Annotated in this window: 13 protein-coding genes; 3 read left to right on the top strand and 10 right to left on the bottom strand. The window is 39.1% G+C overall.

Annotation, left to right across the window (positions count from 1 at the left end; translation table 11 throughout):
• Nucleotides 1–58 precede the first annotated feature (58 nt).
• The 4 genes from GYM62_RS02205 to GYM62_RS02190 all read right to left on the bottom strand — a co-directional run bounded on the left by GYM62_RS02205 (nucleotide 59) and on the right by GYM62_RS02190 (nucleotide 2,918).
• A complete protein-coding gene (locus GYM62_RS02205) occupies nucleotides 59–682 on the bottom strand; it encodes a WbqC family protein (protein WP_219958131.1) in 624 nt (207 codons plus the stop codon).
• A 63-nt stretch (nucleotides 683–745) separates the two neighbouring features.
• Nucleotides 746–1,375: an L-threonylcarbamoyladenylate synthase gene (locus GYM62_RS02200; RefSeq protein WP_219958130.1), complete on the bottom strand. Its 630-nt coding sequence runs from the start codon at nucleotides 1,373–1,375 to the stop codon at nucleotides 746–748.
• Nucleotides 1,376–1,383: 8 nt separating this feature from the next.
• Nucleotides 1,384–1,794 carry a (deoxy)nucleoside triphosphate pyrophosphohydrolase gene (locus tag GYM62_RS02195; RefSeq protein ID WP_219958129.1) on the bottom strand — a complete coding sequence of 137 codons (411 nt, stop codon included), beginning with the start codon at nucleotides 1,792–1,794 and terminating at the stop codon, nucleotides 1,384–1,386.
• Nucleotides 1,794–2,918: a peroxiredoxin gene (locus tag GYM62_RS02190; RefSeq protein WP_219958128.1), complete on the bottom strand. Its 1,125-nt coding sequence runs from the start codon at nucleotides 2,916–2,918 to the stop codon at nucleotides 1,794–1,796. Before GYM62_RS02190 ends, GYM62_RS02195 begins: the two co-directional genes overlap by 1 nt.
• Nucleotides 2,919–3,056: 138 nt before the next feature.
• On the opposite strand from GYM62_RS02190, the gene mltG reads away from it, so the two are divergent.
• Genes mltG through GYM62_RS02175 form a run of 3 tightly spaced genes read left to right on the top strand, consistent with a single transcriptional unit; the run spans nucleotide 3,057 to nucleotide 5,493 of the window.
• On the top strand, nucleotides 3,057–4,100 hold the full coding sequence (mltG, locus tag GYM62_RS02185; protein WP_219958127.1) for an endolytic transglycosylase MltG: 1,044 nt from the start codon (nucleotides 3,057–3,059) through the stop codon (nucleotides 4,098–4,100).
• 1 nt (nucleotide 4,101) lies between these two features.
• Complete coding sequence (locus tag GYM62_RS02180; RefSeq protein ID WP_219958126.1) at nucleotides 4,102–4,506, top strand: thioesterase family protein; 405 nt, start codon at nucleotides 4,102–4,104, stop codon at nucleotides 4,504–4,506.
• 12 nt (nucleotides 4,507–4,518) lie between these two features.
• A complete protein-coding gene (locus GYM62_RS02175) occupies nucleotides 4,519–5,493 on the top strand; it encodes a YihY/virulence factor BrkB family protein (protein ID WP_219958125.1) in 975 nt (324 codons plus the stop codon).
• Between the two features lie 313 nt (nucleotides 5,494–5,806).
• On the opposite strand, the gene GYM62_RS02170 is transcribed toward GYM62_RS02175, so the two are convergent.
• From GYM62_RS02170 to GYM62_RS02145, 6 genes are all read right to left on the bottom strand, one after another.
• A complete protein-coding gene (locus GYM62_RS02170; RefSeq protein ID WP_219958124.1) occupies nucleotides 5,807–7,363 on the bottom strand; it encodes an arylsulfatase in 1,557 nt (518 codons plus the stop codon).
• 46 nt (nucleotides 7,364–7,409) lie between these two features.
• The gene (locus GYM62_RS02165) at nucleotides 7,410–9,083 is read right to left on the bottom strand and encodes a right-handed parallel beta-helix repeat-containing protein (RefSeq protein ID WP_219958123.1); all 1,674 of its coding nucleotides are present in this window, start codon (nucleotides 9,081–9,083) and stop codon (nucleotides 7,410–7,412) included.
• Nucleotides 9,084–9,112: 29 nt separating this feature from the next.
• On the bottom strand, nucleotides 9,113–10,525 hold the full coding sequence (locus GYM62_RS02160) for a sulfatase-like hydrolase/transferase (RefSeq protein WP_219958122.1): 1,413 nt from the start codon (nucleotides 10,523–10,525) through the stop codon (nucleotides 9,113–9,115).
• Between the two features lie 84 nt (nucleotides 10,526–10,609).
• Nucleotides 10,610–12,145, bottom strand: a complete 1,536-nt coding sequence (locus GYM62_RS02155) for a RagB/SusD family nutrient uptake outer membrane protein (protein ID WP_219958121.1) — start codon at nucleotides 12,143–12,145, stop codon at nucleotides 10,610–10,612.
• 5 nt (nucleotides 12,146–12,150) lie between these two features.
• Nucleotides 12,151–12,585: a hypothetical protein gene (locus GYM62_RS02150; RefSeq protein WP_219958120.1), complete on the bottom strand. Its 435-nt coding sequence runs from the start codon at nucleotides 12,583–12,585 to the stop codon at nucleotides 12,151–12,153.
• A 6-nt stretch (nucleotides 12,586–12,591) separates the two neighbouring features.
• Nucleotides 12,592–15,306 (bottom strand): SusC/RagA family TonB-linked outer membrane protein, encoded by a 2,715-nt coding sequence (locus tag GYM62_RS02145; protein WP_219958119.1) that lies wholly within the window; start codon nucleotides 15,304–15,306, stop codon nucleotides 12,592–12,594.
• Nucleotides 15,307–15,440 lie beyond the last annotated feature (134 nt).

Here is a 15,440-nt window from a genome sequence, read left to right as displayed (position 1 = left end):
TAATCCTGTACGTATGTTACCGAATTTGTTTTAAAAACACAATCCTTTTGAGGATTGTTCATTGTTTTTTTGCAGACTTTAAGAGGAATTTTTTTGCTGCGGGTCCCTCGCAAAGGAGCAAATCCAGTACGGAGAGGTTAGGCTCAAAGTCTAAGCCAAAAAGTTGGGTATAAGGCTCCGCCTGATAATAATTTCTGTTCGAAAAGTGCTCTGAGGGCTTTATTTGACCTCTTATGTCCCAAGCATCTGGCAATTCCTCAGCTTTTTCAAGCACCTGCACTTTGACAGATAGCTGCAAAAGTTTAAGACAGATTGTCAGGAATTTGTAATTTAAATCCCATAAAGAGGGGATTTCCTGCTCGTAAATACTTTCGATGTATGGAAAAAAAAATTCAAAAAAAGGTGCCTTCCCGTAGGCACTTTGGATTCCCCGAAGGTGAGTAGCCAGCCATTTTTGGTTGTAATCAATCTGAATTTCTCCCAATGGAAGCCTAGGTCGTCTTCCCACTATTGGGATAGAAAGTGTCTCTACTTTATTACTGAGAAGAATCTGAGTTCTGTTGAAGTATGATTTTCTCTGATAGGTATCAAAGGGAGAAATGTAAAGTGTCTCGCATTGTGAAATAGCTGAAAAAAATTCCAGGTTGGGCAAATAAAAAAGGTCGGCAATAATTTGGCGCATGATTTTCTTAGGATGAGAAAGCGAAATTGAAGTCTTTTTCCGATTTAAAAAAAGGAAAGATTTCTAAAATAAGTCCTCAACATTTCCCAGGCCTTCCCTGATTACTTCCACTTCATCGCCTGTGCAATTTAAAATAGTTGAGGCTACATTTTGTCCGTAGCCACCGTCAATAACCACATCTACCAAGTGCTGGTATTTCTCGAAAATCAATTCAGGGTCCGTGCTATATTCTACTACCTCATCTTCGTCGTGAATGGATGTGGTAAGAATAGGCTGCCCCAATTCCTGAACCAAGGTCCTAGGAATATTATGATTGGGAACACGAATACCCACTGTTTTTTTATTGGAATGGAGGATCTTAGGAACTGTTGAATTTGCTTCCAAAATAAAGGTGAAAGGTCCCGGAAATGCCTTTTTCATCATTTTGAAAACTGGCTTGGTAATCACTCGAGTGTATTGAGCAATATCGCTCAAATCAGCGCAGATGAAAGAAAAATTATGCTTTTTCGGGTTGATCCCTTTGATCTTAGCGATACGTTCAATTGCCCTTTGATTAGTAATATCACAGCCCATACCATAGACTGTATCCGTAGGGTAGATTACTACTCCCCCATCTCTCAGGATTTCTACTATTTCCTTAACCTTTTTAGGTTCGGGATTCTCTTCGTACAGACGTATAAATTCAGCAGGCATACTTAAAATTAATAGTTCTTTTGAATGGATTCCCACTTTCTACTCAGTTCCTGCACAATGGGAATATCAGCTTGTGCCCAATTTACTTCAAAAAGTTCACTTGAACCCAGCCAACGATAAGCAGCATGCTCCGAAAGTATCAATTCGCCTGCTTTGTAAGAAGCCAAAAATGGAATCAACTGTATGGTTTTCCCCCGTTGGTAGGAATGCTCGGAGGAATCCCAGCTTTCCAATAAATCAATTTCTATGTTCAGTTCTTCTTTGATTTCTCTATGCAGGCAGTCCTCAGGACTTTCCCCTGATTCTACCTTTCCCCCTGGAAACTCCCAAAGTCCTGGTAGATTCATAAATTCAGACCGCTGTGTTGCCAAAACCTTGCCTTCAAATAAAATTATTGCGCAGGTGACTGGTATGATCATCAGGAGTTCTCTTTCCTATTCAACTGATCAATAAAGTTATCACTAAACCCTATTTGAACAAATTCAATTTTCCCGTTTTCATCTATAATATAAAAGGTAGGATAACCGGAGACTTTATAGGATTTGCCCAATTCACTAGCTCCCACTAGGACAGGAAAAGGAATAGAATTAGTTCGAAGGTATTTTTCCATCAGTTCTTTGCTATCGACCGGATTGATGTATAATGGAACCAAATTTGAGTCAAAGGCAAAGTCTTCGTCTTTGAATTTGTTGATTGCAATTTTACACCATCCGCAATTTATCATAGAGAAGTCCAATAGCACCCTTTTTCCTTTGAGCTCCGATAATCTGACAGGATTACCCTCCATATCAACCAATTCAAAATCAGGCGCCTTTTCCCCTACCTCCAAAGGCAGTCGAGTTTCAGATTCCCGCTCTGTCTTACTTACATAAGAGCTCGGTATTTCTAAGGTCAACTCTTCATTTCCTTCAGAAAATTTATAATCAGAAAAGTAAATCTCTATCAATTGATTCCTTTTCCCATGATGGTACAAACGTCTGCTATACCAAACCGGAATAGCATTAGAGGGATTAATAAAAAGGTGATTTTCAAGCAACACTTTGGTTTTATCAATCGTGGTATCCATTTCGATCTGTAAGTAATCAAAATAGATTTTATTGTCGACGATGGTATCTTTTACAAAGGACCAGCCTTCTTTTTTCATCAAGCCTAATGGAGAAAAAGAAAGAAAGCCATTATTAGAAAGGGTATTGATAAAGTTGAGAGAATCTTGCTCAATGGAAGTAATTTCTACGGTTTTCTTTTCATGATCAATAGACTGCAGCACTCCTCCCAAATACGCGAAAGTATAATTATCTCTCTTTCCTATATAGGCATAGTCAAAATATTCATCCTTTATTTTTCTAGCCTCAAAACTTCTGAAAGTAGTATCAAATTCATGGAAATTGGGGTTTTCCCAAACCATTTTGGATTGAAAAGATAATCCTTGAGGATTGAAAATTTGAGTTTTTGATTCTTCCCAGATCTGATCGGGAGTTTTTGGAGTTTCGCAGGAAAAAACTGCAACCAAGGCAAACAAAAGGAAATACAAACGCTTAATCATAGTATAAAAAGATGTTTTAACAAGATAGTTAGGAATTTCAAATTCTATAAGCATTAACCATATTTTGTTCGATAGAAAAAATAGACCCATTGAAAGTTTCTACTTAGCGTTTTAAAGCTATTTCCTATTTTTGCTCATATGATCGCCGACAAAAAGAAAAAATTACTGCTCATTCTGATCATCACTTTCTCCGTATTGGGAATTTCGATGACCTTCTATTTCTATCAGGTATTCTTCAGTCCCAATACTTTTTCGGAGCCTGATCAACCCATTGCTCTAAGAATACCAAGCAATGCCAATTATAAATATGTAGCTAATAAGCTGTATGATGATCAAATCATCAATGATGCGGTCAGCTTTGCTTTTGTAGCTAAGGTTCTTGGCTATCAGGAACTTGTCAAGCCGGGACTCTACACGATCAAACCTAGAATGACGAATCTGGAATTGGTGAGACTGTTGAGGTCAGGAAGACAAACTCCGGTTCGGATTACTTTTAATAATGTGCGAACCAAAGAGGATTTGGCGGAAAAAATTTCCGACAATTTGGAATTGGAAGAAGAGCAGTTTCTAGCCTTACTCCAAGACTCTGTTTACATCAGAAAATTCGATTTTAACGAGGAAACAATCATGAGCATGTTTATCCCCAATACTTATGAAGTTTGGTGGAATACATCTCCGGAAGCCCTTTTCGATAGAATGTATAAGGAGTATAATGATTTCTGGACGGATGAAAGAAAAAGGAAAGCAGCAGAATTGGGTTTGAATCCAAAGGAAGTTTCAACCTTAGCCAGTATTGTTCAGGCAGAAAGTCAGAAAAAGGATGAAAGAGCAAAAATTGCCGGCGTTTATCTCAATCGCTTGAAGTTGAATATGCCTTTGCAGGCTGATCCAACGCTGGTTTTTGCCTTAGGAGACTTCTCTCTCAAGAGAATCCTCAATATCCACAAAGAAACTGAAAGCCCTTACAACACCTACAAATACGCAGGTCTTCCTCCTGGACCTATTAATCTTCCAGAAATCAATTCTTTGGATGCTGTCCTGAATTATGAAGACCATGATTATCTATACTTCTGTGCGAAGGAGGATTTCTCAGGCTATCATGCTTTTGCAAAAACCTTATCAGAGCATAATGCGAATGCCAGACGATATCAGGCCGCATTGAATGCAGCAAAAATATTTTAAGATGTATCAAGCCGAAACACAAATCCGGGTAAGATATGCCGAAACAGATCAAATGAGCTATGTATACTATGGCAATTATGCCATGTATTTTGAGGTAGCTAGAGTGGAAGCTATGAGAAGTGTAGGTTTTTCCTACAGACAAATGGAGGAAGAGGGAATTATGATGCCGGTTTTAGAAACCCATTTTCGTTATCTAAAGCCGGGTAAATACGATGAGCTTTTGACCATCAAAACCCAGATCCCTCAACTCCCGGGAGTGAAAATAAGATTTGAGTATCAGGTTTTTAATGAGGCCGATGAGCTGATCACAGAGGGCTGGACTACCTTGGCTTTTTTAAAAAAAGTAAGTCATCAACCCACTAGACCTCCTCAAAATTTATTAGCTTTATTGAAACCCTATTTTTAGAATTCCTTATCTGTGGTTAAAAAAAGGATAAAAAAAGCACGTAAAAGATTCGATGATTGGCTGTTAAGCTTAAAAAATGTCCATCTAGGAGATCCGTATAAAAATGTCTACGACCTAGGAAATATTTTTATCCAGCAGCTTCAAAAAGATGATATCAATGAAAGAGCAGGTTCAATGGCTTTCAGCTTTACGATTGCTTTGTTCCCAACCATGCTTTTTTTATTAAATCTTGTTCCTTATTTGCAGGATTTTGTTCCCTATGTGACTACAGAAAATATATTACTTTTTGTGCAGGAGAGTTTACCCGGGGAAATATACAGTCAGTTGGAAACCACGATTATGGATATTGTATCCAAACCCCGACAAAGCTTATTATCTATCGGTTTCTTTTTCGCACTATTTGCCAGTACTCAAGGGGTGATGTCTATGATGATGTCTTTCAACTCAGTGTATCAAACCAAAGAGAGTAGAGGTTTTTTCAAAAGCCGTGTAATTGCCATCAGTATCGTGGTTGCTTTAGTGTTGGCGATTTTCGCAGCCAGTACAATTATGATTTTGGGCTCAATTGTCATCACCAGAATTGAGGAAATGCAGTTATTCAATTCTGACTTCTTAATTTTCTTATTCAATAGCTTAAAGTTTTTGGTTCTATTAGCCGTTTTTTACTTTACGACAGCATTTGTATTCAGGCATGCTCCAGCGATACATGATAAGTGGCATTTCTTTTCAGTAGGTGCTAACATCGCAGGTCTATTGATTACTTTAGCTTTTTACGGATTTACCTTTTATCTGAATAATTTTGCCAGCTACAACAAACTTTACGGTTCTATCGGAACATTGATTGGTTTGATGCTGTGGTTGTATATCACTTCTCTGATTATCCTCATTAGCTTTGAAATTAATGTGACGCTTGACTTGATAGAAGAAGACAAAAAGAGAATGGAAGATAAACTTCTTCGAGAGGCCGGACCAGAGAATATTGATTAGACTCGTTAGAATGGGTATTTGTGTAATTGAGTAACTGAGTAATTGATTAACAGTGTGTTTGTTCAGGGTATACTCCATTAAGGGCAATCCAATTCTTTATTTAAATATTGGTTTTGAAGAAACCAGATTTGGATTTAGTTCTAACCTTTATTCACCAGCTAAAGCTGTAGGAATTTTTTAGCATTGAACTGAATATCGCTTCATTAAAAAATAGGAACGACCCTTAAGGCTATTCAATCAATGAGTGTCAAGATCAGTTAAGCGTATGAAAAAAAAGCCCGGTTCCCCGGGCTTTTTATTGATTGGTGATCAATTACTTTAACTCTAATTGTTGAATTTGACCATTCGAACCCCTGATTTCCTCATACTTTCGAATCATTTCCTGGAGCTTTTCAGGATTGCTTGATGCCAAGTTATTTTGCTGTTCAAGATCCTCCTTGAGATTATACAATTGATAATCACTCGAGTTTCCCAATTCAATATTGACCTGATTTTGAACTGCCGGTCCTGGATACGGCGGGATCATAATCCAATCCCCTTGTCTTAAAGCTGTTTTTGTTGTAGCCTCCAATACAAAAGCATCTCTTCCTTTTTCGCTTTTCCCAAGAAATGTATCTAATAAATTCTGGCTGTCTGGGGCACTTTGCTCACTTCCAACCAAAGCGGAAATTGATGCCAACAAATCAATCTGAGTAACCAAAGCATCAGAAACTCCCGGTTGGATTTTCCCTTTCCAATAGGTGACAAAAGGAACTCTTGTCCCAGCCTCAAATAAAGAATATTTGCCCCCTCTCAATGGCCCTGCTGGAGTATGGTCACCTAATTTCTCAACAGCATCATCGTAATATCCATCGTTGAGTACAGGCCCATTATCGCTAGTGAAAACAATTAAGGTATTTTCCAAAATCCCAGCTTCTTCCAAAGCCTTGATGAATTCTCCAATCACCCAATCCGCTTCCAGAATCACATCTCCTCTCGGCCCCATGCCTGACTTTCCTTCAAACCTAGGATGAGGAGTCCTTGGAACGTGTGGCTGCTGCAATCCATAATACAAGAAAAATGGACTGTCTGACTGGGCTTTTTCTAAAACATATTCCTTGGCTTTGGCCAAAAAATGATCAGCCATATCCACATCACTCCACTTGGCACTTGCACCACCTTTCATAAATCCAATTCTAGGCACTCCATTAACGATGCTGTTATTGTGACCATGATGCCATTTCATAGTCAAGAGTTCTGGATTGGAGATTGCAGTGGGCTCTCCTTCAAAGTTCTGATCATAATCCACCTGAATAGGGTCATTAGGATCCAAATTAACCACTTGTCCATTTTCTATATAGACTGTGGGTACTCGATCTTGGGTGGCGGCCATGATGTGGGAAAAATCAAACCCCACCTCATTAGGACCTGGCTTAATTTGCTGATTCCAATCCACGCTTCCATTTCCCAGTCCCAAATGCCATTTACCGATTACCGCTGTATGATAACCTTGGTTTTGTAAAATTTTCGGTAGTGTCAATTGAGCTGTATCAATCAAAAGAGGAGCTGTTCCGGGAAGAATTTTAGCATCCTGATTTCTCCAAGGATAAGTACCTGTCAAAATTGCATACCGGCTCGGAGTACAAGTGGCAGATGAGGCATATCCATTGGTAAACTTTACTCCCCCATTTGCTAATTTATCCATATTTGGGGTTTGAAGCGTCCCAGCTTCATAGGCACTCACATCTCCATATCCCAAATCATCCATGTAGATAAAGACGATGTTGGGCTTCTTAGATGGAGCTTCTTCATCCACCTTTTTATTTTGACATGCGAGGGAAAAAACCATTCCCAACAGGATTGCAAAAAAACTAATAGACCTATTCTTCATAAATTTAAATTTGGGTATTTGGTAAATCTTAGGCTTTACTTTCATTTTAATCATTTTTCTTTTCTGCCATTTGAGGAAAAACCTGAATGGCACCAATTCCAGGATTATCCAAAATTGGATTGCCTAATATGTCCTTACTCAGATGAAGACCATCAATCAATCCAAACTCATCCCCTGAAAGGAATGGTACTTTTACCCCACTCTGAACTACAGCAACATTTTGAGGAATGTAGTCTTCTACATTTAATCCCCCTGGCACTCTAAATTGAGCATCTCCAACAATTCCATCTTCTGATTGAATCAGCGCATTTTCAGGCCAAAGACCATTTTTGACAAATAGATTATTCTTAAAAAAAACGTCTTCCAACTCCCTATTCGACTCATCATCAGGCTTATATTGATCTCCTGCTACCAACTCCGTCTTTCCCGGAATATGAAAAATATTATTGGCAATTAGCACCCCTTTGGAACGATTGTCTATCGCAATTTTTGCAACTATTTCTTCACTGACATAAATCGTATTATTATAAAAATAAGAATTAACTGGTCCCTTTCTCTCCTTGTCGCCTCCTTGATAGCCACTCAACCAGAATATTTTACCCTCTTGAAAAGCCCCATTTTGTCCTTTAATCCTATGGCCGTCATTTACAGAAATATTGTAGCGATAAGCACAATTGTAATTATTCCCCAATATCTCAGCAAAACCTCCGGCATTATAGGCTGAGAAGTTATACTGCATCACAATGTTGTCACAGTTGAAATCAATGTGAGCACCAGCAGAATCGCCCGGGCCATTAGCGTACATAAATTTATTTTTCTCGATCAATACCATGGAGGAACTCCAAGTCCATAATCCGCTTCCTCTTCCCCATTTTCTCCCATCATCATTGCTGCCGGAATACATTACTTCATTATCTGCCACGTAAACAAATTTTACTCCGGACATCTGAATTCCAGGTCCTCCCGTTCTGTGAACAGTATTCCCTTTTATCGTAATCCTGCGGATATTTTGATCAGTATTCCCAGTTAATTTAATACCCGTATGACTAAGATCTGAGATATGGGAATTTAAAATCTCGATATCCTCTATCATCTCGGAATCTGATTGATTCATTACCCGAATTCCCCAGCCATATTTTTGAGTTCCATTGGCTGACTTGACTTCTTCAGCACTTCTCTGAATTCCTTTTTCCTCGAAAAAAACTCTGGAAATTATCAAGTTATCTAAGGTTACTCCTTTCACTCCGCCTTTTTTATTGGCACGGATCAGTACTCCTACCCGCATTTGACCCTCGGGAGACATCTTTCCATAGCCTTCAGCCGTGATTTCCAAATTCTGAACTCTGACAAAAGAGGAATTTTCTATTAATATACCGTTCAAATATCCCTTTGCATCAATCCTTGCTAGTTTGGAAGGAGAATTATTCTGTTCGCTGTAGCTGCTAATCACCAAGGGCTCATTTTTTTCTCCCTTCAACCCTATGATTTCCAAGCTTCCGTTGAAAGTTTGTCCTTCGGCCAACAAAATCCTATCCCCGGCCTGAAGATTCAGAGATTTCACTTTATCAAGGCTTTGAAAAGCCTGATTCTTACTAAGTCCGGAATTAGTATCATTTCCCATTTTTGGATGGAAATAGTAATCTGTTGCCAAGGCTGCATTCCCAGCAAAAAATAGGAACAAGAGGCCCAGAATGGACTTTATTCTGTTTTGTAAATTCATTGTAAATAGTTTAAAAGTGTTTGTTTTCTTTAGTTTTCAATTTTTCTATCCGGTGTGTATCTATCCGGATGCAAGCGGCTATACTCCTCATCTTCCAAAAGACCCAAGAAAATAGGATCCATCAATTGCTTTTTCCAGGCTTCTAATTTTTCCGATAGCTTTTTAGCCAAAGCCTCTTGTATTGAAAATTGATTTTTGGATTCAGACAAATCCTTAGAAAGATCAAACAGGAAGTTTTGATTGGGCTGCATAATCATCTTAGAGTCACCGGAACGAATGGCAAAGCGATTGGCATTGTAGTTTCTCCAATACAGTTCCTCATGTGGAATCCCTTTCTTATTCCCCGTCAAATAAGGAATCAAGTCAACTCCATCTAGCTCATTTTTAGGCTTAACATTTGCTAAAGAAGCCGCCGTTGCGAAGATGTCCAATGAGATGATAGGCGCATCATATCTTTGACCTGAGGGAACCTGCCCTTTCCACTGCAAGGCAAAAGGAACTCTGATTCCACCTTCAAAGAAATCACCTTTAAAACCTCTCAGGGGCTTATTATTTGATCCATTGTCTTTGGTAGGCCCGCCATTATCTGAAAGGAAAAAAACTAGCGTATTCTCTTCTATATTGAGGGTTTTTAGCAAATCCAATAAGGCACCTACTCCATCATCCACCGCACTGACCATTGCCGCATAGGTTCTCCTTTTTTCATCTTTTATTTCAGGAAACCTGCTTAAATACTTTTCAGTGGCCTGCATAGGCGCATGAGGCGCATTGTAAGCTAAATACAAGAAGAAGGGTTGATCAGCATTATTATTGACAAAATTCAAAGCCTCTCTTGAAAGCGCATCTGTCAGGTATTCTTGCTCATTGACTCTTTCATCATTCTTTAAAAGCTTGGTTTTATATCCATCCCATTGATCTCTGGCTTCTGAGAGGTCATTGAGCACCCACTTTTCAGGAAAATATTGATGCCCTCCTGAAAGAAACCCGTAGAATTCATCGAATCCTCTTTTATTAGGAACTAAGCTTGGATGTGCTCCCAAATGCCATTTTCCAATAGCGCCAGTTCTATATCCTGCTTTTTTCAACAAATCCGCCATGGTTTCCTCTGACAATGGTAAGCCCATGGTGGAATCCTTAGGAGCCAAAAGAGGATTTCTGGCAAAGCCAAATCTATCTTGATACCTACCTGTTATTAAGCCTGCTCTGCTTGGACCACATACGGCAAATGATACGTAACCAGAACTGAAAACCACGCCATTGCTGGCAATCCTATCAATTCCTGGTGTAGGTATATCGGTGCTACCATTAAATCCTACATCTGCATATCCTTGATCATCAGTCAAAATGACTATGATATTTGGTCTATCTTCTGGTGATCTACTCTGTGACCAGCAGGTCAAAGAAAAGAGCAATATGCTTACTAAGAGCTGTAATTTTTTCATGTATTTGGATGAACAAGTAAACACCCCCACCCTATATCGGGTGGGAGTGATTGACCAATCTATCTATGAATTGATTATTACTTTTTAATTCCAAACTGGATTTTGAACCAAATTTGGATTGGCGTCTATCTCAGATTGCGGGATTGCAAAAACCTCAGAAAGTCTGCCTCGATACTGCGGATTATATGGACCTACTGGATCAGCTTTGGCGCGAGCATAAGCCGCCTCCACTTCACCCAATCTCTTCACATCCATAAATCTTAATCCTTCAAATGCCAATTCTACTCTTCTTTCCAATCGGACTAAATTCAATAATTCCGATTGACTAAGATTAGTACCATTTACATTCGTTACAGTAGGCATTCCCGCACGGGTTCTGATTTGATCCAGTAGAGGATATACTTCACTCAACTGACCTGATTCTGCCAAAGCTTCTGCACGCATCAAGAGTACATCAGCATAGCGAATCACATAAAAATCCTGACCTCCCGGACTGAATGGTGCAATGCCATCTGCAGATTGATCATCTCTTACATACTTTTTTAATCCAAACTTGGTGGCTGTATTCCCTCTAAAAGGTCTATCCAAGTATTTTACGAAAATATCCCCCTCAAAATAGATGGAAGCACCCAATCTAGGATCTCTATTTTCCTTACGTTTTTGTGGGTTATAAAGAGGAGAAGATGAAATAGGTAAGCCATCTATACACAAATAGGAATTAACCAAATTTGGCATTGGCTGCACATTTACCTTAGGAATACCCAAGAAGGTAGAGGAGAAAGTTTCCCCATTATTCGACTGATCCTGAATAAATCTCACTGAGAAGATAATTTCCTTTGACTGCTCGCCTGCCTCTGTAAACAATTGCTCATAGCTCGGATGCAATTGGTATCCCAAGGACATAATTTCAGAAGTTAGTCTGATTACCTCCCCATAATTTTGATTATACAATTCAAAACGGGCTAACAGAGAAAGTGCTGCACCTTTGGTAGCATAGCCGAATTGAGAGGGAGGATAGGACACAGGCAATGCATCAGCTGCTGCTCTTAATTCTGAAATAACAAATGCTCTCAGTTCTTCATAACTATTTTTAGGAACATATGCTTCTTCCAAGGTCTGAGTCGAAGTAATCAGAGGAGCATCTTCAAAATAAACAGCTAAGTTGAAATAGAACAGCGCTCGTAAGAATTTTGCCTGAGCTACCAATGCATCTCTTGAAGAAGCACTAATATTACTATCCGGAATTCGGGCAATGTTTTCAATAGCCACATTTGCTCTGGCTATCCCTCTATAAAGAGAAGTCCAAAAGGAAAGAAAGAATCCATAAGCGGGATCAGCTCTGCCTTCTACGAAATTCCCGGGCCCTTCAAACTTGTAATTATTGAATGTATTATCAGCGAAGCTGTCATGTTGTGGAATTCCTGCCACTCCATTTAAATTTCCACTATACATCACTCTATCTTGGAGGACTTCATACACTCCATTGATGCCTAACAAGGCATCTTTTTCATTTTGCCAGAAATTACCTTCTGCCAACTGGGTCAAGGAACCTCTTTCGAGATAATCCTCAGAACAAGAGGCCAAGAAAAGGATACTGATTAGATATATGAGTTTTTTCATCTCGATTAAAATTTAAAGTTGACACCTGCGGAAACGACTTTGTAAAGCGGGGTGGTTTGATCTGTGTTACCACCTCTTTGCCTTTCCGGGTCAAAGTTTTTGACTTTGGTGAAAGTCAACAAGTTCTGACCACTCACGAAGATTCTGGCTTTTTGTAAAAGCGCAATTTTCGAAAAATCAGCAGGTAAAGTATATCCCAATTCTATATTTCTAAGTCTCAAATAAGACATATCCTGCACGTAGAAAGAGGAAGTAACGGCATTATTCACCCCTCCTAATCTTGGAAGAGTTTCGGAAGGATTTTCAGGAGTCCATCTGTCTATCCAATAGGCTAATGCATTGTTTCTGTCTCCCTCCATTGGGGTTTGACCATTGCCGTCCAAATATCTATCGATTCTTCCAACTCCTTGGAATACTAAGTTCAGGTCAAAACCAGACATTTGAAATCAGGCATTGAAACCATAGATCCAATTCGGGAATGGATTTCCAATTATAGTTCTGTCAAATGCATTGACAACGCCATCTGGCTCTCCATCAGGTCCGGAAATATCAGCGTACTTCAAGTCCCCCGGTCTTGTCAGGTTACTGCCAAATTGCTGTGGTGCATTATCAACCTCCTCTTGTGTTTGGAAAACTCCAAGCACTTGATATCCAAAGTAAGAATTGAAAGGAGCTCCGATTCGAATAATCGTATTACCACTGATGGTTTCCTCTCCTCCAGGACCTAAATCAGTCACCTTATTATCTGCCATCTTCGTGACGTTGGCAGAGATATTCATTTTCAATTTCCCAATTGTCTCTCTATAATTTATTCCTAATTCAATTCCGCTGTTTTCCATGCCTGCTGCATTTTGAGCAGCCAAATTGGTTACTCCAATCGTATTTGGAATTGGAAAATTGGTATAGAGAATATCAGAGCTTATTCTTTTAAAATAATCTGCTGTCACATTCAATTTATTGGCAAAAAGAGCTACATCCACACCTATATCAAATTGTTCGATGGTCTCCCAGGTAATAAATGGGTTGGCCAATGAAGTTAAAGCAACCGCCGGCACAATGCCATCTACACCCAAATGATAATCTAATCCAGTGTTGTAGGTTTGCTCATAGATGTAATTCCCAATCCGGTCATTACCACTAATTCCCCAGCTGGCTCTCAATTTCAAATCAGCCAAAACTTCAGATCCTGCTAAGAAAACTTCTCTTCCGATATTCCATCCAGCAGAAACAGAAGGGAATGTTCCATATCTATTCGTTGGACCAAATTTGGAAGAACCATCTCTTCTTACGTTAGCTTCAAAAAGATACTTTTCATTGTAATTATAATTCACTCTTCCAAAAAATGACTGCCAAGCTTCTTCAGATGCTCCTCCACTTACAGACGGATTAATTACCCCTCCCCCATTAAATTCCTGAATGGCGTCAGATGGGAAGCCCTGTAATGAGCCTGAAAATCCATCCGCTTTATCATAAATCACAGAATGACCCAGCATAAAGTCGAAATTGTGAACTTCATTTAGACTGGTTGTGTAACGGAAAATATTTTCATTCAATAATCTGTAATTAAAGTTCAGATTATTATTCAAATCATTCAATTCGTTTTGAAGAACTACTTCCCCCTCCCAATCTCTTAGTATATTCGTTGGTCTGAAATTTGAAATATTAGCAAAGTTGATAATTGCACTACCGCTAGTCTCAAAAGTTAGCTTTTTACTAATTTTTGCTTTCAAACCAATTCGCTCACTGATGTTGATATTATCATTACTAAAGTCCCCAAAGTTACCGGTTAACAATACGTTATTAATTGGGTAAGAAAAGTTTACATTTTGATATGCTCCATCAACTACGCCCAATTCTCCATTAGAATATCTTACCGGTACTGTTGGAGAGGATCGCTGAAACTGATTAATGATACCTGTTTCCCCAGTAATCGCGCCTGCACCGCCACTTGGTCCTACAAATCTGGACCAATAAGCATTGGTTACATTGGTCAAGGTTAACCAGTCATTGGCATTTACAGAGAGGTTAATTCCTAAATTGTATCTATCTGATTTAAACTTTCCTCGTACTACTGCTTCCTGGTTCAAATAGCCTAGAGAGACTCTGAATGAAGTTCTGTCAGTTCCTCCTGTAAAAGAGAGATAATGATTTTGAATTGGTGCGTCCCGAAGAGCCACATCAGCCCAGTTGGTGTTAGCAAACTGATCAGGATTTGTTCCATTTCTGATAGCTTGAATATCAGCTTCAGAAAATCTCATCGGAGAGTTTTGACCATTCACATTTCGGTCTCTCTCATTTTTTAATAATGCATAGTTTATAGCATCCAAATATTCAGGAACAACTGTAACTTGCTGAACTCCAAAGTAATTATTGTAATCCACAGAGAATTTACCCTTGGATCCTTTTTTGGTGGTAACAACTAGTACTCCATTAGCTCCTCTTGCACCATAAATTGCGGAAGCCGAAGCATCCTTAAGCACTGAAATACTTTCAATATCAGATGGAGCTAGATTATTAAATTCCGCTAGCCCTTCGTATTGGATGTTGTCAATCACAACCAAAGGATTGGTTCCACCGAAAGTTCCAATCCCACGAATGATAATTGCAGATCCATCTGCACCAGGAAGTCCTGTGGACTGAGTTAATTGAACTCCTGCAAATTTACCGTACATCAACTGTGCAGAGTTGGTTACAGGCTGGTTCACTGCCTCATCAAACCTCACTGTTTCTACAGAGCCGGTTAGGTTTAGTTTTTTCTGTTCACCATAGCCAACAACCACCACTTCTTCCAAGAGGGATTCTGATTCAGCTAACGCTAAATTGATTACTGACTGGTTTCCAACTTGAATTTCTTGAGTATTGAATCCTATCAGACTAAAAACCAAGACTGATTCTGATGAAGGCACATTGATGGAAAACTTCCCATCCAAATCCGTGACAGTTCCCTGATTGGTTCCTTTAACTAAGACTACAACTCCTGGGATAGGAGAATTATCGGAAACTGAGGTCACTGTACCAGAGACTGATTTGGCACTCTGTCTGGCTATCGTTGCTGAGAAGCTTATGAGAAAAAGCCCCAGCACCAGCAGGCAATTCCTTAAAATAAGCCCCATTCCAGATCTCTTATTCTTTGAGAGATCATCTGTAGAATTTCTATCCATGAAAGGAAAATTTTGGGTTATTACTAATTAAAACTTATCCAAATTTTGATTTTCATCTTCATATATAAGGGGTATGAATCATTCAAGTCAGTAGACAAATCATTCAATCATTAAAAAAAGCACCCATTTGGATG

This window comes from Algoriphagus sp. NBT04N3, from assembly GCF_019443765.1.
GTDB lineage: Bacteria > Bacteroidota > Bacteroidia > Cytophagales > Cyclobacteriaceae > Algoriphagus > Algoriphagus ornithinivorans.
This window is presented reverse-complemented; position numbering and strand designations above follow the sequence as displayed.